Here is a 23,915-nt window from a genome sequence, read left to right as displayed (position 1 = left end):
TGCGCTCTTGGCCCCGGAAGAAGCTAGACTTGTGGGATTGACCGCTTTACGTAGGGTTCCGATCTAATGCTCCCAAGAATGCCGAGACTCAAGTTAATAATCCGAACAGGTGTTAAGTCGATCTGTTTGGTCACCAGGAGTTAGTTTGGGTGCTCGTATTCAAATTGGATAAGTTGTTCTACCCGGGCGTCGAGGATGGTTGGGACGATCTTGCATTCAGGCAATTCATTCTGAGACGAGTTACGTCGGACCTGACCATTCTCGATCTTGGCGCCGGGCAGGGGCGAATTGACAAAATGAATTTTCGAGGGCTTGCCCGAAAGGTCTGTGGCGTTGATCCAGACGCTAGGGTGGCAGAAAATCCACATCTCGACGAAGCATTGGTTGGCGTAGGTGAGCGGATTCCCTACGGACCTGCTACGTTCGACATGGTGTTCGCGGATAATGTGTTGGAACACCTCGTTGATCCAAAATCCGTGTTCATCGAGATATCGCGCATTCTGAAGCCGGGCGGTCGATTTGTATTCAAGACGCCTAACAAACTTCACTATATGCCTTTTATAGCCCGCATAACGCCGCACTGGTTTCATGCGCAATACAATGCTTGGCGCGGTCGTTCTGAAGAGGACACGTTTCCAACTGTCTACCGAAGCAATACGCCAGACGATGTTGCGCGGTATGCTCGCTCGGCCGGGCTTCATTTAGGTGAGTTTGAGCTCATCGAGAGTAGGCCCGAATATCTGCGGATTGGATTCATCCCCTACCTCTTCGGCATAGTGTATGAGCGTGTCGTCAACCGTTTTTTGTTCATGCGGCGCTTCCGCGTGGTCATGATCGGTGAGCTTATCAAGCCAATTCAATGACAAAGATGTCGCACATCGGGCGGCTGTTAAGGACAGTCTCGTATCTCAAGCCTGTTCAGCTCCGCAACAGGCTGTCGCGTCGCCTTTTTCCCGTTCGCCCGAAGATATTTGCAGGAACCTCTTTGAGGCCGTTACCGCAACAGCTTTGGGACGGCTTGAGTGGCAGTTCGACGATGCTTTCGCCGACCGATTTCTTTCATTTATCCTTGAAAGGCGAGGTTGCCACCGCGGCGGATTGGAATAATTCCAAAATGCCGAGACTGTGGATATACCACCTCCACTATTTTGAGGACCTTGTCGCTAAAGATTCGTCCTCGCGAGAGGCTTGGCATCGAAGTCTGATATCGCGCTGGATAAATGAAAATCGTCCCTTGCATGGAAGCGGTTGGGAGCCCTATCCGATTTCGAGGCGGCTCGCTAATTGGACGAAGTGGATACTCGCAGGCCACGCGCCAACGGCGGGGATGGTCGATAGTTTGGCGGCTCAGACGGAGGTGCTGTTTCATTCGCTGGAATGGCACCTGTTAGGTAACCACATTTTTGCAAATGCGGTAGCTTTAGTATTTGCGGGAACTGTTCTGTCCAAGGATGTTGGCAGCCGTTACTTGCAACGAGGGCTGAGCATTCTGTCCGAGCAGCTGCCGTCCCAGATACTGCCAGATGGGGGGCATTTTGAACTTTCGCCAATGTACCATGCTCTTATTCTGCATGATATTCTGGACCTAATCCAACTGGCGAAGCTATACCCGGAAGAACTTGCTAGCGCCGTGAACGCACAACAATGGCCGCTAGTTGCCGGCCGCATGCTTGATTGGCTGGCCGTGATGACATTCCCAGATGGTGGTATGGCCGGATTTAACGACAACGCGAGCGGTATCGCACCTACGCTTGCCGCTTTGCGCGATCAAGCGCGACGACTTGGCGTCGCGTTCAGGGGGGGGGCGTGCCAAACTACTAGTTGGCAGAAGGACAGCGGATACTTCCGGCTTCAGCAAGGGCCGTGGGTCGTTTTTCTCGATGCGGCTGCCGTAGGTGCAAGCTATATCCCGGGGCACGCCCATGCTGACACGCTCTCTGTTGAGGTAGCCTTCGATGGCGAACGTCTCATATGCAACAGCGGAACGTCCACTTACGACGAAGGCGCTCAAAGGGATTGGGAGAGATCGACAGCTGCGCACAGCACGGTAGAGCTCGACGGATTGAATTCATCAGAAGTGTGGGCTTCCTTCAGAGTTGGCGGTCGCGCCCAGCCTTTCGCAGCCGAACTTGTGAAGCAGGTCAACGGAATCGAGGCTGCCGCATCGCACAATGGATATCGGTTCGTCGATAAATCTTTGATTCATCATCGCCGTTTGCGAGTTGACACCGACGTTACGATCACGGATTGTATCAAAGGTAGTGGGCAACACACAATTGTTATGCGGCTTCCCTTAGCTGTAGGTGCGACTGGGTTCGTGGCTGAAAACCGGGCTGTTGTTACTACCGCCGGCGGTAGCTGCTTTTTTTTCGACACAACTGCTGGTTGCATGACTATTGAAAATGGAACGTTCGCATCGACGTTTGGGGCATCTGAACATCGCTTCGTGATCACAATTACGTCCCGTCAGATGCTTCCGGCAAATTTTACGACAAGAATCTCGTGTGTTGATGCACATTCTTCTGCTCACAGATAATTTTCCGCCCGAAAATAACGCGCCGGCAATTCGCTGTTACGAGCACGCTCGCGAATGGGTGGCGCTTGGTCAGCGGGTCACGGTGATTACGTGCTTTCCCAACTTTCCCGCCGGCCGGCTGTTTCCGGGCTACAGGCAGAGGCTGTTTTCACGCGAGACAATTACTGGCATCGATGTGATCCGCGTTCCGACTTTCATTTTCCAGAACTCTGGAACGATGCTTCGCTTGATCGACTTCATGAGTTTCATGGTTGTTGGGACATTAGCGAGCCTGTTCGTCCGCCGACCTGATGTGGTCCTGGCAACTTCGCCGCAATTCTTTACAGCGGTGGCTGGGTGGTGGGTGTCATGCCTCCGGCGATGCCCTTTTGTTTTCGAGTTACGAGATCTCTGGCCGGACTCTGTAATTGCGGTCGGAGCGATGCGCGAAAGTCGGGCCATGCGCATGGTACGTGGTCTCGAGGAGCTTTTATACGAACGCGCGACTGCCATTGTGGCCCTTACCCATTCGTTCAAACGGATTCTGTCATCGCGCGGTGTAAATGGAGAAAAGGTCCACGTCATTCCTAATGGTGCGGCGTCAGAAATGTTCGAGGCCGGAGATATTCCAGATGGCCTGCTTGCAAACCTCAAAATCAGCGGTTGTTTTGTTGTTTCTTACATAGGAACAATAGGGCTCGCGCATGACATCGACATCGTTCTCGAAGCCGCTGACATGCTTGCTGTCAGTTGTCCCACCGTTCGAATAATAATAGTCGGCAATGGAGCAGAAAGAGACCGCCTCAAGTCAATCGTAGGATCCAAGGGTATTTGGAACATAAGTTTCATAGACTCCGTGCCGCATGAGCAAATTATTAACTACTGGCGGATCAGCGACGCAACAATGGTATTGCTGAGGGACGTTCCTCTTTTTGCCACCGTGCTGCCGTCCAAAATATTTGAGGCGATGGCAACTGGCACCCCGATCATCTCAAACGTTCAAGGCGAAGCTAAAGACTTATTACTGAGTTCGGGGGCGGCTGAACTCATAATGCCAGCCGATGGAAAGGCTTTGGCCGATGCGATCGCGAGCTTGGCGTCGTCACCGGATCATTGCCGAAGACTTGCCCAACGAGGTCGAGAAACGGCTCTGAAGTACGCGCGGCCAATACTCGCCCGCCAAGTCCTTTCGGTCTTGGAAAGCACCCAAGTGCGAAATCCCTGATTACTACCAAGGTCGAGCTATGCGACCGTCCAGACACAGAATAAAAACAGGGGGGGGCTCCAAGGTGTTAAGTAGATCGATACGCTGGTACATAAAGAGGGCCTTCGTCGTAGTGCCCTACGTCGTATCTTTACTGCTAGCCGATGTCTTGGCCATTGCCGCGTACGGACTTGCAACTAGTACAGCTGTCGATATTCCTGCATCAGTCGTTCTTCCCGTCGCGGCCGCGCTGGCGGCTCTTGGAATTATCGCGTTCACTGTCAATCGTGAATTCCCAATAACCTTCGCTGGCCGAATTATCGGTTTTGTATTTCTGACACTGCTGACGGTTCTCACTCTTTCGAGGATACCCTACTCGATCTCTCTTATTTTCCTTTCGCTCGGAATGTGCATGGTCTTCGGATCAATGCTTTCTATCAACCTTGCAAAGTATCACGGCGACAGGACCGTCTGGGTAGGCGATGAGCTCGATGGTGAACTGGAGGAGGCCTTAGGGAATTCGATTCCGGCATACACCAATGAAGATCAAGATCTGAATTTCGACGTGTTGCTTGTGTCTCACTTCAACGATGGGCACAAATCGGAGATCGTGGCAAAGGCGCAATATCTTGGGCGAGAGATCATTACGTTTTCGAAGTTTTACGAGCACCGGTTTGGGCGGGTATATCTGGCGGCAGTGGAGCTGGATGACCTCGATCACTCGCTAAGCCAGAGGCTATATATCAAGATGAAGCGCTGCCTCGATTTGGGGATATGTATTGTTGCATCCCCCGTTATCGTGGCCCTGTGCATTTTGATATCCGTGTATATCGTTCTTGTGAGTGGCTTTCCGGTCCTCTTTCGGCAGAAACGGATTGGATACGGCAATCAATCATTCCTGCTTTGGAAGTTCCGGACGATGGGGCCGCCTCGAGCGGAGACCGCGGGAATTACTACGCAGGTGGATGACGCTCGCATCTTTCGCGGCGCACGTCTTTTGCGCCGTTACCGGCTGGATGAGCTACCTCAATTCATCAATATCCTTAGGGGGGAGATGAGTCTCATAGGGCCGCGGCCAGAGTGGTCAAAACTCGTAGAAGAGTATTCGCCCGTGATGCCGCAGTATAATTATCGGCATCTGATGCGCCCCGGATTGACCGGATGGGCTCAAGTTAAAATGGGGTACGCCGGTGATCTCCAAGACACGCGCCGCAAGGTGAGCTATGACCTCTACTATATCAAGTATGTGTCGTTCGAGCTCGATCTGCGAACCTTGCTGAAGACGGTGCATGCCGTACTTTACAAAAAGAACGCGCGGTGATCCATGCAACTCGCGTTTAAACGTCTGACTGGTGAAGTGTCCTGATGAAGACCTTGATTGTATTTGGGACTAGGCCAGAAGCTATCAAGATGGCACCGGTTGTAAAGGAGTTGCAGAAGAGCGCGATATTGCAGGTTCGCGTATGCGTGACAGCGCAACACCGTGCGATACTCGATCAGATACTTCAGTTTTTTGATATAACGCCGGACCATGATCTCAATGCCATGCGCCCGGATCAAGCGCTCGATCAATTAACGGCGCGGCTTCTTGTCGGCGTTGGTGGGGTATTGGATGTGGAGAAGCCGGATCTGGTGCTCGTTCACGGTGACACGACGACAACCTTCGCAAGCGCAATTTCGGCTTTCTATCGCGGCATACCGATTGGCCACGTGGAAGCCGGCTTGCGATCCGGTTCGCTCAGGGCTCCCTTTCCAGAGGAGCTGAATCGCAAGATCACAAGCTTAGTGACGACTCAACATTTCGTGCCGACCGAAAGGTCGAAGGAAAATCTTTTGGGCGAAGGCGTCGATCTAAAGAATATTTATCTGACTGGAAACACTGTAATCGACGCACTTCTGGAGACGGCACAGCGTTTCCGGTCCACCCCCGCATTGGTCGAGCCATTCAAGGCGCGATTTGCCTTTCTCGGCGATTTGCAGGTTATCCTGGTCACCGGACACAGGCGTGAAAGCTTCGGCGAAGGGTTCGAGAACATTTGCGCCGCCATGATCGACATAGTGACGCAGAACCAGAATGTGCAGATAGTGTATCCGGTCCATCCGAACCCGAACGTGTTCGAGCCGGTCAATCGCTTGTTGGGCGGCCACCCTCGGATTCACCTTATCGAGCCACTGGACTATAGCCCATTTGTCTATCTGATGGAGCGGTCTCACTTCATTATCACGGACTCGGGCGGCGTCCAGGAAGAGGCGCCATCGCTCGGCAAGCCGGTTCTTGTCATGCGAGACACTACAGAGCGTCCCGAAGCCGTTGACGCCGGTACTGTGATTCTGGTGGGTACTTCACGCGCACGTATTTTGCTCGAAGCAAACCGCTTGCTGCGCGACAACGATCACTACTTGCGAATGTCAAGGTCAATCAATCCTTATGGCGATGGAAATGCCGCAAAGCGTATACGCGTTGCGATTGAAGAACGGAACTGAGATGAGCGGGAATAGTTACGGAACAGTCTGCGTCATTGGTTTAGGCTACATTGGACTCCCAACTGCGGCAGTTCTAGCATCGAAGGGAATATCAGTCGTCGGCGTGGATATTGATCCTGAGATCGTCGCCAAGATTTCGCGCGGCGAGATTCACATTGTGGAGCCCGACTTGGATGCGGTCACGGCTATCGTGGTTGCCAATGGACGGCTTCGTGCATCGTTGAAGCCGGAACCGGCGGATGCGTTCGTGATCGCAGTTCCGACACCCGTCCGCGACGGCAAGGCCGATATGGCGTACGTAGGTGCTGCGGCAGCCTCCATTGCCCCGTTTCTCAAGCGTGGCGACTTGATCGTTCTGGAATCAACCTCCCCGCCGGGAACGACAGCTGATCTCACAAGGCGCCTTACCGAGATGCGGCCGGATCTGCGTTTTCCGACCGAGAATGATACGGCGCCTGACATCAACGTGGCGTATTGCCCCGAGCGCGTTATGCCCGGGCGGGTGCTTGTCGAACTCGTCGAAAACGATCGGGTGATCGGAGGAATGTCTGCGCAATGTTCCGCGCGCGCAGAAGAGCTGTATCGAAGCTTCTGCAAAGGGGGGATTCTGCTGACAAACGCTCCAACCGCCGAGATGTGCAAGCTTGCTGAAAATTCATTCCGGGATGTCGGAATTGCCTTCGCCAATGAGCTCTCAATGGTTTGCGACAAACTTGGGATTAACGTTTGGGACCTCATCCGGCTTGCAAACCATCATCCCCGGGTCAATATTCTGCAACCCGGGCCGGGCGTAGGCGGACACTGCATTGCAGTCGATCCTTGGTTCATTGTATCGGCGGCGCCAGATGAAGCGATCCTGATCAGGACCGCGCGTGAGGTTAACGATTCCAAGCCTGGCCATGTTCTGGCTCAAATTCGCGCAGCGGTTGCCGAAGTGAAAAAAAGCCATTCGAGCCCGACGGTGCTCTTGCTCGGTCTTGCATTTAAGCCGGACGTGGACGATCTCCGGGAAAGCCCCGCCGTGCACATCGCGGAGAGTGCAGCATCTTGGCATGATTGCAATGTAATTGTCTCTGAACCGCATATCACGCAACTTCCTCCTATGCTGCGGAAGAATTCAAATATTCGGCTGGCGACCAATGTGGATGAAGCAATAGAACTCGCGCAGATAGTTGTCATGCTGGTAAACCACCGCAGCTATAACGCCATCGCGGCCGATAATCTGAAGGGAAAGCTAGTGATTGATACGCGCGGTGTTTGGTCATGAAGCAGCTACTTGTCCGCTCGGGGAAAGTGTTCTTGAAGCACGTACCCGCTCCGCTTGTCGGTAGCAAAAACGTCCTAGTGCGCGTAGAACGATCCTGCGTCAGCGTGGGGACCGAGATGGCCGGAATCAAGATGTCCGGGCTGCCGCTTTACCGAAGGGCACTAAGGCAGCCGCATCACGTGAAGCGGGTCGTTCAAATGATGCGCGACCAGGGCATCGCACGCGTCTACAAGCAGGTCAAAGGCAAGCTCGACGCCGGCATGGCTATTGGTTACTCGGCGTCCGGCGTCGTCGTTGATGTGGGTAGTGAAGTAACTGATATCGCGGTCGGTGACCGCGTGGCCTGTGCCGGCGCGGGTATCGCCAATCATGCTGAGTTCATCGATGTCCCCGTCAATCTATGTGTCCGGGTACCTAATGGGTTGCCCGACGATGCAGCCGCCACGGTAACGCTCGGTGCAATTGCCTTGCAGGGAGTACGGCGAGCTGTCCCGACGATGGGCGAAACAGTGCTGGTGATCGGCCTAGGTATCCTTGGCCAAATTACGGCGCAGCTTCTCAAGGCGAGCGGCTGCAGGGTTATTGCGACGGATGTGGATTCCGACCGCATCGCGTGCGCGCAGCAGAACGGCCTCGATGTCGGCATCAAGGCTGGCGGTGACGACCTTGCCGCCCAGATATTGAAGCTCACCGATGGATACGGCGCCGACGCCGTCATTATAACGGCTGCCTCAGCATCCAGTGATATCCTGAAAGAAGCCTTTCAATCGTGCCGCAAGAAAGCGCGCGTAGTGATCGTTGGCGATGTCGGTCTTGATATGGCCCGAGAAGATATCTACGCCAAAGAGCTAGACGTATTGATCTCATGCTCTTACGGCCCGGGCCGATACGATCCGATTTACGAAGAAGAAGGGGCCGACTATCCCCTGCCGTACGTCCGCTGGACCGAAAATCGGAACATGCAAGAATACCTCCGTCTGTTGTCTTGCGGGAGCGTGAAGCTGGGCAACATGCTGGAAGCACCATTCGACATCGATAGGGCAGAAGAGGCATATAAGGCGCTCACCGGCGGGGAGCGAAAGCCGCTCCTGGTTCTTTTGGGATACCCCCGGGCTAGCGAAGAGCGCCTTACGTCACTCCAGATCAACAAGCCTAGGACCGTCGATCGGTCGATCAAGGTGGCCATCGTCGGCTCTGGCGGCTTCACCACGGGGGTTCATCTTCCGAACCTTATCAAGCTAGGCGACAAATTCGACGTTCGGTTAATTGTCAGCAAGACCGGATTGTCGGCCGTTAGCGCCGCCGAAAGGTTCTCGGCGGCAAAGGCATCCACCAATTTCGAGGACGCGATAACGGACAGCGAGATCAACCTCGTCTTGGTTTCGACGCGCCACAACCTTCATGCGCGGATGGCGCTCGCCGCGCTGCGCGCAGGCAAGCATGTTTTCGTTGAAAAGCCGCTGGCCATGAACGAGTCCGAACTGGACTCGTTCGAAGAATTCTACTCGCAAAACCCCGAGGGCCCGATGCTGATGACCGGTTACAACCGGCGGTTTTCACCGGCCATCGTCTCTGCTCAAGGCATCCTGAAAGGTCGTGCGTCACCTTTGATCGTTAATTACCGCATGAACGCCGGCTACATCCCTGGCGATCATTGGGTGCATGGTCCGGAGGGCGGAGGGCGCAACATCGGCGAGGCGTGCCACATCTATGATCTGTTCAACGCACTGACTGGCAGCAGCGCCGTTGAAGTTCATGCCGTGTCGATTACACCCGGCAGCAAGCACTGGAGACGGGACGATAATTTCGTCGCAACCATCCGATATGCTGATGGATCGGTGTGTACGCTGACCTACACATCGATGGGAAATCGCAACTATCCAAAGGAACGGGCCGAGATCTTCGTCGATGGAAAGGTACTTGTGCTGGATGATTACAAGCAGCTCTCGGTTATCGGCGGGCAGGGCGGCTGGAAAGGTTTGGTCGCCGACAAGGGCCAAATGCATGAAATGCGGGTGCTCGGCGAGGCGCTGACCACCACGGGGCAATGGCCGATATCGCTCAAAGATCAACTGTCGGCGTCTCAAGTGAGCTTTGCGGTGCAGGGGCAGCTGCTGAAGTGACGGCCGTAGCCGAAGATTTCGAGGAACGACTTCATTGGGCTATTTGAAACGAGCGCAATATTACGGTTCGCGCATTCGCGAAGCCGGGGTGGCGGCTACGCTGTTCAAGATCAAGTCTGCGTTGGCGCCACATGTCTGGGCGCCGCTTTATCCGAGGGACAGCGGCGCCGCCTCGGACTCGCCGCAGAAAATCCTGCGGCTGGAGCGTCTGGGCTCCGGAATTCGCTCCGACCTGCTTAGGCAAGCAAAAGCCGACGTCGAATTCGTCGGTCGCTGCAGGCTACGCGCCGAAGCGGTGTTGTCCGGCCAATGGTCCGTGCTGGGATATGGCAAAGTTGCGATTCCGCGGCAGGCCGGATGGCTCAGGGATCCGGTTCACGATCATGCTTGGCCGCTGGTGTATTTTTCTCGAGTGGATTACGTGGCATCGGGGCAGCACTGCGACGTCAAGATCGCCTGGGAACTGAGCCGCCTGCAGTATTTGGTCTGGCTTGCGGAAGGCGCGTTGCTGATTCCGGACCTCCGCGATAGCTGCATCGCGCGACTGGAAGAGATTGTCGATGACTGGATCACGTCAAATCCGGTGGGGTACGGCGTCAATTGGGCATGTGCAATGGAGGTCGCGATCCGTGCGGTCAACATGATGCTGGCATGCTGTGTGGTCGCCGATGGCTTCTCCGCCGGGTTCGCCGGCAGGGCGGTGCGGAGCCTTTCGAGCCACTACCGCTTCCTGTGCCGGTTTCCCGAGATCAGCGATGTGCCGGGGAATCACTACCTCGCCGACCTGCTCGGAATGTTGGTGCTGTCGGTGGTGGTTGAGAACGACACGACACACGCGAAGGACGTGAAGGCTTTCACCGAGGAAGCCGGGCGTCAGTTCGAGCCGGACGGATGCCATATCGAACGCGCCCCAATCTATCACAGGTTATGCACCGACATGGTCGCCCTGGCTCGCGCATTTTCAATCCGGCGATCGGGCGCCGTGTCCCATGAGCTTTCGGCCATATTTGACGCCTCGGTCGGATTCGCCTGCGACCTAGCCGATTGCCGCGACCTGCTGCCGGTGATTGGCGATTGCGACAGCGGACAAATTCTGGAGTTTGGCGTTTCAGCCCGCAGCGTTGCGGGATTGAAGGCGCTCGCCGAAAGCCGGGCTGGCGGCCCAATGAGCGATTTCGAATTGTGGCTCCGGGCGATCGGCGGCTCCGGCCACGCCATCGGCGCGTCGCTCCATTCACCAAGTGCCGTGCGCTTCGCCGGAGGGCTTCTGTCGGCAACGGTCGGCGAACTCAGTGTGGCCATGCGGGTCGGGCAGCAGGGCCTCAAAGGCCGTGCGTCGCACGATCACGATGACGCGCAGTCGATCTGGGTGAGCGCTGGTGGTGCTGATTTCATTGTCGATGAAGGGTGCCACTCCTACACGCTGGATGCAGCCCGCCGGGCACAGAACATCTCGTCGCGCGCGCACAATGTGATCCAGGCAGCGTCGTCGCCGCGCTTTGCCGGGGCCGAGGGTTCCATCGGAATGACGGTCCGCGGCGCGCCGGTGTGCGCCGAAGCAGGGATCACATCGGATGGCGGCGCCGCGCAGTTTACGGCGACAGTCGTGGCGGCTAAACATCTTGCTGACGTCAAGCGCAAGCTGAGGGTTTCCCGCGATGGCGAGAGCTACCGGCTCCAAAATGAGGATAGCTGGTCTTCGGACGAGTCGGTGGAGTTGCGCTGGCATTTCGCTCCAGGCATCGCTGTGGAACTCGTATCGGAGCATATGGCAGCCCTCACCGGCGAAGGCGTCGCGGGCACGGTGAATTTTACCGGCAGCGGCTTGCGCGCCATTGAGCGGTTCGCGTTTCAGTTCTCTCCGGTGTATGGGGGCGAAGTCTCCAGTACCGGGATACGTGTCGTGGCCGGCCCGGCGGGGGGCGGCACATTGGTCAGCAACTTCGAGCTTCGGCTGTCGTTGGTCGACAACAGACAGGCTTGAAGAAAATGCAGCACAACAAAACATCGGTGGCTTTCAAGGTCCGAAAACTCGTTCGCTACGCGACGCTGTTCGGGCCGATCACGACCTTCGTCAAAGCCAAGGCGCAATTGCATTCGGGCAAGACGCTGGGATTTGAAGGAGATGTCTGGCGCAATCCGAAATGCTCCAATCCCGAAAGTCCGGATCGCTTCGTCGGAGTTGTCGGCGCCGGAAACTTTCTTTTCAACACCGCCTTCTATCTCAAGGGAGCGAAGCCGAACTTTCTGCAGGCGACGTACGACCTGCTGCCATCACGGTCGCGTTCTCTCTGCGAGGCATATAACGGGGCCTATGCCGCGGCAAATTTCGAAACGCTGCTGAACGACGATAAAATCAAGCTGGTTTATATCGCATCAAATCACGCATCACATGCCGAATACGCCATTCGCTGCCTCGACGCGGGCAAGCATGTCCATATTGAAAAGCCGCATGTCGTCACGAGGGATCAACTCGAGCGCCTCGATGCCGCGCAGAAGCGCAACCCGGATTGCATGGTATTCTTGGGGTTCAATCGCCCGCGGAGCGAGATCTTTAGGCGTATAAGAAGCGCCTTGGAGACGGCCGCCGGTCCCTTGATGGTGAACTGGTTTATCGCCGGCCACGAAATTCCTGACGATCACTGGTACTTCAGTGAGGCAGAAGGCGGACGGATTCTTGGAAATCTTTGTCATTGGACGGACCTGACGCTCGAGATGGTAGGGCTGGAAAACGCGTTTCCATGCGTCATCAACGCCGTCTCCGCGCCCGAAGCCAAGTCTGACTTTTCCGTCTCGATTGTTTTTGCCGACAAGTCGGTGGCGGGGATCACCTTCTCGGCCAAAGGCCACACGTTCGAGGGCGTGCGCGAGGTTCTCAATGCGCATCGCGGCGACGTCCTGATTACCATGTCCGATTTTCAACATCTTCGAATCGATTCCGGACACCGGCGTCTCCGATACAAAGGGCTTTTCCGAGATCATGGGCACCGGTCGAATATCGTCAACAGCCTGACCGCAATTGCCAGTCTTGACCGATCGAAAGCCGCCAGCCGGAGCTATGTCAGGGCAACGGCAGAGCTGTTTTTGGCAGTGAAGGAGGCCGCTGACAGTGGGCAGCCGGTCACTGTGACGGCCCAGCAGGTTGCCGACCGATGAATAGATTTGGGAAGATAGCCAGCAGAAGCGCACTAGGCGGGCTGTCCCACCATTTCTTTGCCATCGTAGGGCAGGTTGCCGCTGCCGCTCCCAATATCGTAGTCGCCGTTGTGTTGTCCCATACGGTCAGCCTGGTCGCTGCCGCGCAGTTTGTCATCGCGTCTGGAATTGCGGCGCTGATCTTCAGCCTGTCGTTTCTTGGGCTGGTTTATTACATCAGCGTCGATCGCATGAGCGAGTTCGACAGCTGGGACTATACGGGTACGCGCATCGCGTCGACCCTGGTGGCCACCATCGCCGTTCTTGCGATCTGGCAGATGCTAGATATTCCGGTGTCGCTTTTGATTCTCGTCGTCCTGCTTCGGATATCCGACGCAGCGGTCGATCTCACCTGGGGCTTCGACCTGCTACGGCAGAGCACGGCGAGCGCGATGCGTCGCTATGCAACGTTGAACGTCGCGAAGTTATTGCTCGTGTTACTCCCCACCTGCATAATTCCGCTCGGGATTAGCGTCTCCCCGATCTACCTGCTGGTTATCGGGGCGGCATTCGCAGCCGTGACGTGCTGGATCCGGGCCGTGAGGCTCTCCTGGCCGGACCGCCGGCCGGGCACGCTGCGCGCCAGGCTGGGACAGTCCGCCGTCCTGGTGCGCCGCACGGTGTGGTTTACGCTCGGCGTTGCCGTAAGCGCGGCGGCGAGTAACTCGCCGCGTTATCTGATTGGAAGCTACTATTCCGGTGTCGACCTTGGGGTCGCAGGCGTTTCGCTCGCGTTCGGGACGCTGTTCGGCATGGTGTTTCTGTCTTCCTGGCTGCGCTGGTTTCCGAAATTGAGCAGAGAAGGGCGCTCTCCGGCACGTAAGTTCAGGGGAATGATCGTCGATGCTTTGGGGCTGGCCCTGCTGATGGTCCTGGCGACGGTTTCCGTCGTGCCGTGGATCGTCGCGACGATGTTCGGCTTCGAGCTCGCGGTTGGGGCCGCTCTTTGCAGAGACATACTATTGGGCGTAGTCGCGTTTGGATTTGCGATGAACCTGGCAAACCTCTTTAAAGTCACATCGTTGGTTTGGTTCGAATCGCTATGTTATTTTGTTGGCGTATGTAACGGACTGTGCGCGTTGTTCTTTGTTCCGTCGATGGCCGTGCCCGGCTTCCTTTTTGCAAGCGCTGCCGGTTCGCTGGCGACATTCCTGTTCGGGATGACTCTCACGGCCCGTCGCGAACGAAGCGATCCCCGTGAGGCACAGGTTGCGGCCTTTGCGCGCTTCGCCGACAGGCCCGTCCCCCGCGTGACGAGAATGATGGATGTTGCACGTCAGGCGGGACTTGCGGTTGTGTTCATCGGCGCCAAGCGTGGCGAAACGCTTTCCTCGGATACATGGGAGGGCTACGAGGTCGTCCGTGTCGGGACGCCGTTTCCGCTTCTGAACGGAAGAAAGCCGTTTCGCTACATCGGCGGGATACTTTCATGCAACGTCGGCATGCTGAAAGTCCTGTGGCACAGATCGCCGGGAATTGTGCATGCCTCCGATATCGAGACATTCCCGGCGGCCATGCTCTACAAGCTCATGTGCAACTGCCGCCTCCTGTACAACATTCACGACAACCTGGCGCAGCGCTATGCGCTGCCGGTTCCGGTCACACGTTTCATGAATGCCTTGGAAGGTCTGGCAGTTCTGCTATCCGATGCGACGCTTGTTCCAGAAGGCTTTCGCCGGGATGCTCTGCCACGCTGGTGCCAACACAAGGTCACGGTGGTTCGAAACCTGCCGCCGGACAGCGGTGCTGCGCCACCTGAACCGCTCCTCGACGGAAAGATCAAGATTTTCTACGGCGGCTGGCTGGACTGGCAAAGAGGCCTTGGCGCGCTGCTGGAACTTGCAAAGGGCCCCGGCGTCGAGTTGCGCGTCGCAGGAGAAGGCTCTTCCGAAATAGTCGAAGCCATTAGGCAAGCCGAAAACGTGACGTTCCTTGGTTTTCTGGACTCGGGGGCCGTTCTCGAGGAGACCCGGCGCTGCCATTTCGTGCCGGTACTTTACGATCCGCAGCGCACGATCAATCGATACGCGGCATCCAACAAACTTGCTGAAGCGCTTTCGCTTGGTCGACCAATCATTCTTAACGAAGAGTTGCATATCTCTGGGGAACTGAGCGATCCGTCGTGCGTGCTGAAGACACCCTATGTCAAAGCAGGAGCGATGGTCACGACATTGCGGGAGCTTGCTTCGGACCCTCAACGCTATGCAGTGGCATGCGCAAATGCACGCCTGCTATACGATCGAAACTACAGTTGGGCGAGCGCGAAGCAGGCATCCACCATCGCCTTGTTCGGAACCAGTTAGGCCCCCATTGGGGCCGCCACGCCCGTATCAAGACGTCGTTCAGCGATTGCTAGGAGTTACTATGTGCGGGATCGTCGGGGTCTACGGTTACAACGGCAAGCAGGTTTCCCCGGAATTGTTGGGGAAGATGCGTGACACGATGCGACATCGCGGACCTGACGGCGCCAACACCTGGATATCGCCGGACGGCTCCGTGGGTCTCGCTCACCGCAGGCTTTCGATCGTCGACTTGAGTACCGTCGCCGGCCAGCCCATGAGCAATGAAGACGACACGATCTGGATCACCTTCAACGGTGAGATCTACAATCATCAACAATTGCGGCCCGAACTGGTGAAGCGCGGGCACGACTTTCGAACCGACCATTCGGATACCGAAGTGCTCGTCCACGGCTACGAGGAGTGGGGAATAGACGGTTTGCTGGAGAGAATCACCGGCGACTACGGCTTTGCGATCTTGGACCAGAAGGATGGATCGCTGTATGTGGCGCGGGACCGCATCGGCGTTAAACCGCTATATTTTGCCGAGGTCGATGGACAGTTCACGTTCGCTTCCGAGATCAAGGCACTGCTGGCGCATCCGGCCCTGGTTCCGGACATCGATCCGGCTGCGATGGTTCACTATCTGAGCTTCCTGACCACCCCTGCCCCGCTGACGATGTTCAAGGGCGTCTACAAGCTGGCGGCGGGAAGCTGGATGAAGATATCCCCGGGGGGGACAATCGAGGTGACGCAGTATTATGTCGCCCGTCCGGGACGGGGCATTGACCGATCCCAGACCGACAATCTGTCCAGCGCTGCGCTCGAAAACTTCTACGTAGATGGAATTCGGGAGCGGCTGTCGAGCGCTGTTGAAAAGCGGATGATGTCAGATGTGTCGTTCGGTGTTTTCCTGTCTGGCGGAGTCGATTCATCAACGAATGTGGCGCTGATGTCCCGCTTCACCGACAGCCGGATCAATACGTTCACCGTCGGCTACAAGAACGATGCGGAACTGAATGAGCTGAATTATGCAAGGATCGCTGCCGAACAGTTCGATACCAATCATCATGAGGTCCTGATCGACGAAGACGACATGGTCGGCTACCTGCAGAATATGGTCTATCATCAGGATGAACCGTTGGCGGACTGGGTCTGCGTCCCTCTCTATTTTGTATCGAAACTGGCGCATGATCACGGAATAAAGGTGGTGCAGGTCGGCGAGGGAGCGGACGAACAGTTCGCCGGCTATCAAGGCTATCTGAAGTACCTCAAGTTGTATCAGAAAGCCTGGTCGCCGTTCCGTACCTTTGTCCCGAATGCGGTGCAGTCTGCCGTCGCCGGCGTCGCGGCCTGGGCGTCAGATTTTCATCCAAAGCTCGATGTCTATGCCGATATCGCCGATCGGGCCGCAAACGACCGCGGGCATTTCTGGATTCTGTCGATGTCGTTCTGGAATGCTACCAAGAAGCGGCTTCTGCGCTCGGAAAATCTTGGTTCGGTCAAACATCACGACCGGATGATCGCTGCCGGCATACTCGATCCCGGCTATGTCCGTCCGGATAGTTTCAATGTCATAAAGTCGTTCTCGGACGAATTAGGTGTGTCATCTCCCGGTCATGATGTGCTCGCCGGGATGGTCTACAACGAATTTCGCCTTAGGTTGCCTGAACTACTATTGATGCGCGTCGATAAAATCAGCATGTCCGTCTCGCTGGAGGCGCGTGTTCCGTTCCTCGATCAGGAATTGGTGGATTTCAGCTTCGACATTCCCGAAGAATTCAAGGTAAAGAACGGGGTCAGCAAGTACCTTCTCAAAAAGGCGGTCGAGGGCATCATTCCTGACGAGCTGATCTATCGACGCAAAATGGGCTTCGACGTTCCGATGATAAAATGGTTGAAGGGCGAGTTTGGCCAGCGTGTGGAACGGGAAATTCTGTCATCGAGAATGATGGATCGGGGGTTTTTCCATGTGGCCTATATTCGTGAGATGTTTTCCGACCACAGGCTTGGGCGAGCCAATCGGGCGCAGCAACTTTGGACGCTCTACAATCTGACCGCCTGGTACGACTATTGGGTTGATGCACCTGCGGACGTTGCGGCCTAATCCGCGAAAATTACGATTTCAATTTCGGTGGTACAATGATATTCTACATCGAATTTGATTTGCCGGCTATTTGACGGGCGCCAATGTCAATTTTTCTGATAGCGATTTTTTTTATAGCGGGTTGTGGCTATTTGTACTTCAGGCCGTCTTGGCGAAATGTTGGGCCATCTTTGCTCGATGCTTATGTCATTGGCGTAGCTCTATTTTCGGTGGGCTCCGTACTGGTTTGGCATTCGCTGAGCATCCCGAATTCCCTTGAAGTGATGAATATCGGTCTGGCGGCGGGCATAGCTACCATGGCCGCAGGCAGCCTTTGGAGCTACCTGTTCTCAGAACGCATTGCGAAGCTTCACTTCTTTAGTTCCACGCGGCTGCTTCAGAAAACGCCAGCAGATAACTTCGCCATTACGGCGGGGCTTGCAGTATGTGTCCTGGTGACCAGCCTGTTTCTTTTTCGGGTCTTGAATCACGATCATCTCCGCACTCTGTTGAGGGCAGCCTTTTTCGCGCATGAACGGGCTCTGAACGAAGCCCGCCTGATCATGTCGTCGGGAATCGAAGGGTACTTTGCGCCCGGTTACGTCAAGCAATTTCGCGATATTGGCATTCCGGTCCTTTGTACGGCCGCCCTGCTGTGCGGGGGCGCCTATCGGAACCGGATCGTGTTTTATTCTGCCATGGCCATCGCGCTTCTGGCGATGCTCATTTCCGGGCAACGACTGGTGATCCTGGTCTTTATGCTCTGCTTGGCGGTTGCATTCGTGATCGAGCAGACGTTTCGCGGCCGTTGGCGACTCATGCCGGTCGCCGCTGCAGTGCCTGTGTTTGCGGCGATGGCCGCGATGGTTCTGTTGCTTACCCTGATGCTTGGCCGGGCCGATCTACCACTTGCTCCTCCGAAGCATCGGTCAACCGAATTTGCTTTCGGCATCAATTGGCAGAAGATAACGGACACCGAGGCTGAAAAGCGGGACGGCGCGCTGTTTATCGAGACGCACACGGCGCGAGGCGAAGAAAACAAGTACCGCCTGCAAAGCGAGATCATGCTGGTCGTGCCGAACGCGACCTACAGCCTGACTTACCTAGCCCGCATAGAAGCTGCCGCCGCCATCGGGGTCGTCGATCGCGCTTCAGGACGGTGGATAGCGCGCGAATCGATGTTGGAATCGGGGAAAATCAGTTTTCTCGCTCCGTCCGGGCAGCTCTGGATCGTGATCGCCAGCGCAGGAAGTGAGCTCGGCTTCTCTAACGTGACGATAAATGCGCTGTCGCTGGATCGTAGCAACGAGGTGGTCGTTGCGGGACGCTCGCTGAATTCGATGGGATTCGAATGGCGAACGGTGCGCGGCACGACTGAATTGTCAGCACTCGGCGAGGCGATGAGCTTCGGCGAGCAGGTCGGCTCCCTTACAAGGCAGGCGACTTTACTGGCCAGCGCCCCCGTTACCGTCGAGCCGGATCGGCGATATCAGTTGAAGTACACTCTCCATACGGAGCGGGGTCATGCCGTCATGGGCGTTATAGACGATGCGACCCAGACGTGGATCGCTCGCGGCAAGAATGGTCGGATCGTATTCAGGCCGAAGTCCGACCGGATTAGCCTCTTTGTGGCAAGCGAGATGCCGAAGGACGGAAGGGTGTCGGGTGTCCTGGAGGGAGTGGTTTTCGGTCCGGTGGAGAGAACCCTTTCGAACGCAGACGAAGAGCAGATGAAGCGCGAGGAGGAGGAGGGCGCGGTCCTTGGCGCGGAACCTTCAAACGGGGAAACGAGAGCGGCTAGTTCACATCCTAAAATTGCATACCCCAACATGCGGTCTCGCCCGGATGACGCCGAAGAAAAGCAGAACGCTCCAGCGGCAGCCGGTCTGGTTGCGCGCATCAGCGGTGCAGTTCTTCAAATCGCCCATCGTGCTGTGATGGCTGCGCCGCAGGAAAACGCCATTTCGTATCGGCTTTGGGGCGAGAACGCGCCGACATATGGAAAAGGATGGGCGGTGGATTTGTCAGGCGTTCGCCTAGGCACCCAAGCGCAGCTTTCGAATGAGCTGTCTGTTGCAAACTCAGGCGGTGAACTCGGCAACTCGCCGCTGGCTCTGCCTGCGGATCTTTACAATAATTGGGGCTTTCTGGGCGTCATCCTAATCTCGGCGTTATATGGGCTCTTTTTTCTCCTGCTCGACCTGTTCCTGGTCGGCAGCAATTCGCCCCTTCTGATCTCGGCCAAGCTTTTCCTTTTCACGTCGATTCCCTTCATGTATTCGCCGTTTCTCTTTCTCCTCTATGGTGGGGCTGCGGTTCTGGCCGGCGTCGCCTATGTCGTCTTCACGACGATGGTATTTGGCTATTACCGGCGGTCCAAGAGCTCGATTACCCCATCTCAGTAATGTAGGCGGAATGCTAACGTTGTGAGGCATGCTTGATACGACCAGCGCTGGTCATTGCGTCATAATAGGGGACGTTCTAAACGGATCTGAATGCTTAAGCCGAGCTGATGGGCGTTTCGCTAGGTATCAAAGTAGCCGAGATAGCCCCGGGGATTGTAGCTTTTGTCAACGTTGAAGATGCTGTCATCCGTTTTGGTTTCTACGCGGCAACCTGCCGCCGTTGCTACGGCGTTTATGCTTCCCCTTAGTACAACTGGGCAGGCTGTATGCGTATCAATCTTCCTTATCTGTGCTCTCGCGACGTTGGATACTGCCGCGTTGCTTGCGACGACGCGCCGGTTAGCCGGACTGCTTCCTGTTCTGCTGTTCTCTTTGTTATGCCTTGGCCTGCTTTGGACGCCTGAATCGGTTGCTTTTTCTATCAAGTGGATCAGCCCTTACGCAAAGCTGCTGCTAATTCCGGTCTTGCTGGCTTCAAGATTTTCCACAAGGCAGGTTATTCAGATCGGCTCTGGCTTTGTGGCGGCCTGTACCATCCTTCTCATGCTCTCTTGGGCTTCGTTCATCTGGCCGGGGGATCTGTGGAACTGGTTCAAGTCACCCGGCGTCCCGTTCAAGGACAATGCAGTCCAAAGCGGTTTCTTTGCTCTGTGTGCGTTCGGAATGGCTAACGGAGCCGTGCGGTTGTGGTCCGAGGGCAAAAAGCGTGGCGCCGTCCTGGCGATCGCTTTGGCTATCCTTTTCTTCACCGACATATTCTTGATCTTTATTTCAAAGACAGGCGTCCTGATCTGCTTGGCCTTGTTGATCTTATTTCTGTCCCGCCTTGATCGACGACGATATTTCGTGGTCGCGCCGCTCCTAGTTGTGATCGGGCTAGCCCTGTGGTCATCAGCGCCAGCTCAACTACGCATCAAGGAGTTCTGGACGGACATCCACACGACAGACAGTGCCAAGGAAAGCGTATCGACCGCTGCGCGACTGGATTTCTGGAAGAAAGGCGTCGCTTTGGTCTGGGCCGCCCCTGTACTGGGTCACGGCACAGGCAGCATCAAGTCACTATATGCGGCGTTAGAGACCAGTGCGCCTTCGCCCTATGGTGAAGCTACTCCGGACCCCCACAATCAGTTTATCGGGATTTCACTTCAGCTCGGCTTGGTAGGCGGCCTGCTGCTGCTGGCGATGTGGTGGGTGCATTTTCAGATGTTCAGGGGGCACCAACTCCTGAATTTGTTTGGACAGGCTATCGTTCTTCAGAACGTCATTGGCTCGGCCTTTAACAGCCACATTGCCACCGTCTCGCAGGGGATGCTTTACTGCCTAGCAGTGGGCTTCCTTGGATCGGCGATTCGCAGCCGTCAGGATTGTACGCAGGTCGAAGCATCTGCTAGGCCGCCCTTAGCCGGCGGCGGCGTCGCCTTCGATCTGCCAGCTTAGTGCCGCGAAACAGAGCGGGCTGCCGAAGCGGGCAATTGAGCTCTGCGTGCGGCCCCATCGGCGCGACGGCTTCTCGCTGTCGAGCGTCAGAACCGGCAGGTCGGGGGTTCTCCCCACCAACTCGTTCCCTCCGTCCCGACTCCCATCAGGCATTTCGTGATGCCGGGTTTGCCGCTGGATGGTTCTATGTTTAATAGCAGGCCGTATGCTTTGCCGTTGAGAGAAACGTATCGGTACTGATTTTCTGGTTCGACGAATTGGGGATCAGTAGGGATTTCTGTTAGAAAATGTGGATCGACCAGCGCGCTCTTTAAGTCGCTGATAGGATTGTTGGAATAGGGGAATGGATAACTTCCGCGCGCAGCGCGAAACTTCTCCAGGGCGGTCGTGATGGCTGCTGCGTGCCGGGCCCTGATTGCATCAGGTCTGTTCGAGCTGAAGTAATCAATCACCTTCAATGTGCCAAAGAAGGAGAGCACAAGGATGAGCAGGCCGCCGAGAACGTTCCCCAGGAGTTTGCCGAGACGGTTTAACATCGCATGGTCCATAAGCTGTTGCTACCTAGGCAGCCAGTAAGTCGGTGCTAGAATATCCACTACATGATGAATCCATCATCGCGCGTCAACACACCAGCATTTTCCAAGAAAAAGGCATTCAACATCTACGTGCCACCGAAACAAGTGGCTAACGGCGCGCGGCTAGTGCACCGCTCCTAAGAGGATGCAACGTGAAATTTTCGTTGCGGAATGTCGCCCGGTTAACGCCTAGCCCGCGTTGCGTCACGGACAGCAGGAAAAAATCTCCTGAGGCGCCGAATATCAACATGCTGGGTCGGCACCTCAATAAGGTGGTGGATGAGAAGGCTGACAGCCACAGCTGCAGCGCAAGTCAGCAAGAGCGCGAGATAAGCAGGAATGCCACTTCGCAAAAGAGCCGCCAATACGACGTATCCCGCAACGGCATGGCAGACGTAAAGTGGGTAGCTGATGGCCGCCAGCAGGCGCAGAACTGCATTATCGATCCACCTATCCGAAACGCGGGAGGCGAGCACGAAAATCAAGAGTGCCGTTAGATAGCTTCCGGTTAGAAATGTGAAGCATCCGCGTGTCAAATAGCCGGCAGAGATATAAAACCCGCAAAATAGTGCCGCCGCCAAACACACAAAAGAAGGCAGTAAGAATTTTTTCCTGTAAGAATAGTTGAAAGCTACGCCAATGAACATGAAAATCAAAAAAGGGCTTTGGTAGCGAAATTGCCAGAGCAGATGGTTTGAATCGGTCGATCCGGGCCGCAATTCGCCATCAATGACCACTGCTGCGAACAGCGCGAGTGGAAACAGAAAAACGCGCAGATCGCCATTTCGCAAAAGCGAAGCCATGGTGGCCGCAATAATGTAGAACTTGACCTCAATTTCAAGGGTCCAAATTATTCCGTCGATATTGGGAAAGCCTATGCTGTCGCGCAATCCGGGGACGAAATGAAGTATGACCTGCCACTTTTGATACGGAAACTCGAAGCCGTAGTATCGACTTGACCACCAGATGGCCGTCAGTGTGACGGCAAATCCAGCCGCATAGGTCGGAACGATCCTTAGTAGCCGGTTTACAATAAATCCTGCCACGTCCATTTTTTGTAGTGAGAAAGGGATCACGAAGCCGCTAATTAAAAAGAATAGCGCAACTCCAAGGACTCCGGCATTTACGCTCGGAAGGCTATCAAGCAAAAGAACGACGCTTGGGGTAGGTTCGTCAGCCGGCGGAAACCCGCCGATTTTACCAACAAAAACACGATCTCCCCAGAAGACGCCAAAATAGTGTGAAACAACCACAGATAGCGCGGCTACCCCCCGCAGGCTGTTCGCAAACACAATGCGTAGGTGTCCTGAACCGTTTGGTGGATTTTGCATAGGTTTCAGTACCGTGCTCCCATTACGTACGCACACAGCTAGCCCTGATCGCTGTCGATGCACAACCCGGGATTAGAAGGTTGTCGATCGCCGACCTCTGAGCTGCACCCGGTTCCGAAGACACCAAGTTAGGTGGTTTATGGAGCTGGAGGTGTGTCATGGAGAGACGGAAGTTTAGCGAGAGTACAAGCTTGAGGCGGTCAAGCTGATCAAGGATCGGGGCGTGTCCTACGCTCAGGCTGCCGAGGACCTCGGCGTTCATCCGACGCAGCTGCGTGAGTGGGTGAAGAAGTTCGCCGATGACCCGCAACATGCGTTTCCCGGCCAAGGTCAGATGAAGCCGGAGCAGCAGGAGATCACGCGTCTCAGGCGCGAGGTTGCCAAACTGAAGGCTGAGCGCGACATCCTAAAAAAAGCCGCGGCCTACTTCGCGAAGGAATCGATGTGAAGTTCGGTTTCATTTCGAAGCACCGGGGGCTCTGGCCGGCGGATTGGTTGTGCGAGGCGCTCGGTGTCTCGCGAGGGGGGTTCTATGCCTGGCTGACGCGTTCACGCAGTCGGCGTAGCCGAAGCGATGAGGAACTGGGTGCGAAGGTTCGAGCCAGCTTCCTTGCGAGCGACCGCACCTACGGCGCCAGGCGTGTATGGCATGACCTGCTTGCAGAAGGCGTGTCGTGCGGGCTGCACCGGGTTGAACGATTGATGCGGCTACAAGCTCTCAGGGCGCGGCCACGACGGCGTCGCCTTCCTCCTGACGTGGGTGAACGTCAGGCGAGCGCCGTCGCTGCCAACGTACTCGACCGCACCTTCGAAGCGGCGGCTCCCAATCGCAAATGGATTGCTGACTTCACCTATGTCTGGACGGCGGAAGGCTGGTTTTATGTGGCGGCCGTCATCGACCTGTTCTCTCGGCGCGTAGTAGGCTGGTCGATGCATACCGATATGACGGCGCAACTTGTGACCGACGCCCTCGTCATGGCAATCTGGCGACGAGGCAAGCCTGATGCGCTGCTA

Annotated in this window: 15 protein-coding genes and 1 pseudogene; 14 read left to right on the top strand and 2 right to left on the bottom strand. The window is 55.9% G+C overall.

Features of this window, described 5'->3' with window-relative positions:
• Positions 1-149: 149 nt before the first annotated feature.
• From JWQ24_RS15860 to JWQ24_RS15800, 13 genes are all read left to right on the top strand, one after another.
• Positions 150-863, top strand: coding sequence for a class I SAM-dependent methyltransferase (locus tag JWQ24_RS15860; RefSeq protein WP_299809820.1), 714 nt, complete (start codon positions 150-152; stop codon positions 861-863).
• On the top strand, positions 860-2,536 hold the full coding sequence (locus tag JWQ24_RS15855) for an alginate lyase family protein (protein ID WP_299809818.1): 1,677 nt from the start codon (positions 860-862) through the stop codon (positions 2,534-2,536). The genes JWQ24_RS15860 and JWQ24_RS15855 overlap by 4 nt, the downstream gene beginning before the upstream one ends.
• The gene (locus JWQ24_RS15850; RefSeq protein ID WP_299809816.1) at positions 2,511-3,740 is read left to right on the top strand and encodes a glycosyltransferase family 4 protein; all 1,230 of its coding nucleotides are present in this window, start codon (positions 2,511-2,513) and stop codon (positions 3,738-3,740) included. The genes JWQ24_RS15855 and JWQ24_RS15850 overlap by 26 nt, the downstream gene beginning before the upstream one ends.
• A 148-nt stretch (positions 3,741-3,888) precedes the next feature.
• Positions 3,889-5,040: a sugar transferase gene (locus JWQ24_RS15845; protein WP_299809813.1), complete on the top strand. Its 1,152-nt coding sequence runs from the start codon at positions 3,889-3,891 to the stop codon at positions 5,038-5,040.
• A 44-nt stretch (positions 5,041-5,084) separates the two neighbouring features.
• The gene (wecB, locus tag JWQ24_RS15840) at positions 5,085-6,203 is read left to right on the top strand and encodes a UDP-N-acetylglucosamine 2-epimerase (non-hydrolyzing) (protein WP_299809811.1); all 1,119 of its coding nucleotides are present in this window, start codon (positions 5,085-5,087) and stop codon (positions 6,201-6,203) included.
• Positions 6,148-7,470: a UDP-N-acetyl-D-mannosamine dehydrogenase gene (gene wecC / locus JWQ24_RS15835; protein WP_366521448.1), complete on the top strand. Its 1,323-nt coding sequence runs from the start codon at positions 6,148-6,150 to the stop codon at positions 7,468-7,470. Before wecB ends, wecC begins: the two co-directional genes overlap by 56 nt.
• 116 nt (positions 7,471-7,586) lie before the next feature.
• Positions 7,587-9,593: a bi-domain-containing oxidoreductase gene (locus tag JWQ24_RS15830; RefSeq protein ID WP_299809808.1), complete on the top strand. Its 2,007-nt coding sequence runs from the start codon at positions 7,587-7,589 to the stop codon at positions 9,591-9,593.
• Positions 9,594-9,627: 34 nt separating this feature from the next.
• A complete protein-coding gene (locus JWQ24_RS15825; RefSeq protein WP_299809805.1) occupies positions 9,628-11,577 on the top strand; it encodes a heparinase II/III family protein in 1,950 nt (649 codons plus the stop codon).
• 5 nt (positions 11,578-11,582) lie between these two features.
• Entirely contained in the window at positions 11,583-12,749 is a 1,167-nt protein-coding gene (locus JWQ24_RS15820; protein ID WP_299809884.1) for a Gfo/Idh/MocA family oxidoreductase, read from the top strand.
• A 113-nt stretch (positions 12,750-12,862) separates the two neighbouring features.
• The gene (locus tag JWQ24_RS15815; RefSeq protein ID WP_299809801.1) at positions 12,863-15,091 is read left to right on the top strand and encodes a hypothetical protein; all 2,229 of its coding nucleotides are present in this window, start codon (positions 12,863-12,865) and stop codon (positions 15,089-15,091) included.
• 61 nt (positions 15,092-15,152) lie between these two features.
• Positions 15,153-17,174, top strand: coding sequence for an asparagine synthase (glutamine-hydrolyzing) (asnB, locus tag JWQ24_RS15810; RefSeq protein WP_299809798.1), 2,022 nt, complete (start codon positions 15,153-15,155; stop codon positions 17,172-17,174).
• A gap of 170 nt (positions 17,175-17,344) precedes the next feature.
• Positions 17,345-19,558, top strand: coding sequence for a hypothetical protein (locus JWQ24_RS15805; protein WP_299809795.1), 2,214 nt, complete (start codon positions 17,345-17,347; stop codon positions 19,556-19,558).
• A gap of 162 nt (positions 19,559-19,720) precedes the next feature.
• The gene (locus tag JWQ24_RS15800; protein ID WP_299809792.1) at positions 19,721-20,995 is read left to right on the top strand and encodes an O-antigen ligase family protein; all 1,275 of its coding nucleotides are present in this window, start codon (positions 19,721-19,723) and stop codon (positions 20,993-20,995) included.
• A gap of 86 nt (positions 20,996-21,081) precedes the next feature.
• Here JWQ24_RS15800 and JWQ24_RS15795 read toward each other — a convergent pair whose 3' ends face one another.
• Together JWQ24_RS15795 and JWQ24_RS15790 are read right to left on the bottom strand one after the other, a co-directional pair.
• Positions 21,082-21,543, bottom strand: coding sequence for a hypothetical protein (locus JWQ24_RS15795; protein ID WP_299809789.1), 462 nt, complete (start codon positions 21,541-21,543; stop codon positions 21,082-21,084).
• Positions 21,544-21,752: 209 nt separating this feature from the next.
• On the bottom strand, positions 21,753-22,862 hold the full coding sequence (locus JWQ24_RS15790; RefSeq protein ID WP_299809786.1) for an acyltransferase: 1,110 nt from the start codon (positions 22,860-22,862) through the stop codon (positions 21,753-21,755).
• A gap of 197 nt (positions 22,863-23,059) precedes the next feature.
• Between JWQ24_RS15790 and JWQ24_RS15785 the strand changes: the two are divergent.
• Positions 23,060-23,915, top strand: a pseudogene (locus JWQ24_RS15785) (IS3 family transposase); the annotation flags it as partial.

It is taken from the genome of Tardiphaga sp., assembly GCF_028290495.1.
In the GTDB taxonomy this organism is placed as follows: Bacteria; Pseudomonadota; Alphaproteobacteria; order Rhizobiales; family Xanthobacteraceae; genus Tardiphaga.
This window is presented reverse-complemented; position numbering and strand designations above follow the sequence as displayed.

Excerpts from the sequence above, each read along its gene's own strand:
- JWQ24_RS15795 (WP_299809789.1), bottom strand. The coding sequence starts at position 21,543 with ATGGACCATGCGATGTTAAACCGTCTCGGCAAACTCCTGGGGAACGTT.
- JWQ24_RS15820 (WP_299809884.1), top strand. The coding sequence starts at position 11,583 with ATGCAGCACAACAAAACATCGGTGGCTTTCAAGGTCCGAAAACTCGTT.
- JWQ24_RS15850 (WP_299809816.1), top strand. The coding sequence starts at position 2,511 with ATGCACATTCTTCTGCTCACAGATAATTTTCCGCCCGAAAATAACGCG.
- JWQ24_RS15855 (WP_299809818.1), top strand. The coding sequence starts at position 860 with ATGACAAAGATGTCGCACATCGGGCGGCTGTTAAGGACAGTCTCGTAT.
- asnB (WP_299809798.1), top strand. The coding sequence starts at position 15,153 with ATGTGCGGGATCGTCGGGGTCTACGGTTACAACGGCAAGCAGGTTTCC.
- JWQ24_RS15830 (WP_299809808.1), top strand. The coding sequence starts at position 7,587 with ATGGCCGGAATCAAGATGTCCGGGCTGCCGCTTTACCGAAGGGCACTA.
- wecB (WP_299809811.1), top strand. The coding sequence starts at position 5,085 with ATGAAGACCTTGATTGTATTTGGGACTAGGCCAGAAGCTATCAAGATG.
- wecC (WP_366521448.1), top strand. The coding sequence starts at position 6,148 with ATGGCGATGGAAATGCCGCAAAGCGTATACGCGTTGCGATTGAAGAAC.